Origin of the sequence: Desulfovibrio sp. 1214_IL3152 (genome assembly GCF_036763055.1) — a bacterium.
Lineage (GTDB): Bacteria > Desulfobacterota > Desulfovibrionia > Desulfovibrionales > Desulfovibrionaceae > Desulfovibrio.
In genome coordinates, this window is the sequence record NZ_JBAIYW010000262.1 from 1 (window position 1) to 1,180 (window position 1,180).

Below are 1,180 nucleotides of genomic sequence, written 5' to 3' on the forward strand. Positions count from 1 at the left end.
GCATGCGGTGCAGGCTTACGGTGCGGCAACCCATGCCGTACACGCGCTCCAGATGGGCCGCATGCTGAATGAGGGCCAGCAGGTCAAAACGCCAGGGGCCAAGGCCGAGCAAAAGACCCATGCCCACATCAGGCACACCCGCAGCAAAGGCCGTATCGGGGGCCTCAAGGCGCTTGACGTAATCGCTTTTCGGGCCGGCCACATGTGCCGCGCGGTAGCTGGCCTCATGATAGGTGTCCTGATAGATGAGGATGGTCCCCACGTAGGCGTCGAGCAACGTTTCATACTGGGCGCTTTCAAGCGGCCCCACGTTGACGTTGACGCTGTGGATTTCACCCACGCCGTCAAACACCGTGTACAAGATGCTGATGGCCTCGGCCAGGTACTCCACATCGGCATTGGGCAATTGCCCGCTGACCAGAAAAATACGCTTGTGGCCCTGGCGGATAAGGCGCAAGGCCGCCTCGCGCATTTCGGGCGAGGTCATATACTTGCGCTCTATCAGCCCGTTTCCTTTCCTGTTGGCGCAATACAGACATTCACTGCCGCAATGGTTGGAAAGGTGCAGCGGAGCGGAAAGAACCATGCGGTCGCCATAAACCCGCTGCTTAACCTCATCGGCAACCGCCAGAATGCGCTCATGCTCCACGGGGTCGTCAACCCGCATAAGTGCCACGATCTCATCGGCGTCCAGCGGAACCATCTGCATGGATTTATCCAGAATATCACGAAGCTCAATGGCGTCCGGGGCATCCTGACGATCCAGGGCACGCTCAATGGCAGCCACACTAAACCACCGGGGCAACGATTCCACAGACATGAGTACCAACCTCACACACGTTAAAAAACCTATAAAAATGCAGGGCGATCTTGCCTTTCAAAATACTCGTTCAAATTCGGCGATTCGATTGTCCATTATTTCACATATCTCGTCAAGCAAAGGCCGACGCTTCATGTGGATTTTTGCCGCCCGTGCAGATCCCACGCGCTTCTGCGGGGAAAGTACTGTAAGAAGAGCATGCCCGCCTGCGAAGGCCAGACGGCAAAAACAAACAGCGCAGCCCACAGCCCGCCCCGCCATTGCCCCGCAGTGTTTTTTCCTGACGGGCCGCCGCACTTCCCGGACTTCTTGCACGTCCCGCGCTTCCTGTCCTTCCAGCGCCTCACGCGCCAGCCGCAG

The 1,180-nt window shown here is 58.1% G+C and carries 2 protein-coding genes; both read right to left on the reverse strand.

What is annotated here, in order from left to right:
- On the reverse strand, positions 1–820 hold an 820-nt coding region (locus V6C07_RS05525), incomplete at its 3' end, for a radical SAM protein (protein ID WP_333535361.1).
- A gap of 57 nt (positions 821–877) precedes the next feature.
- The coding region (locus tag V6C07_RS05530) for a hypothetical protein (RefSeq protein ID WP_333535362.1) at positions 878–1,180 on the reverse strand (303 nt) is incomplete at its 5' end.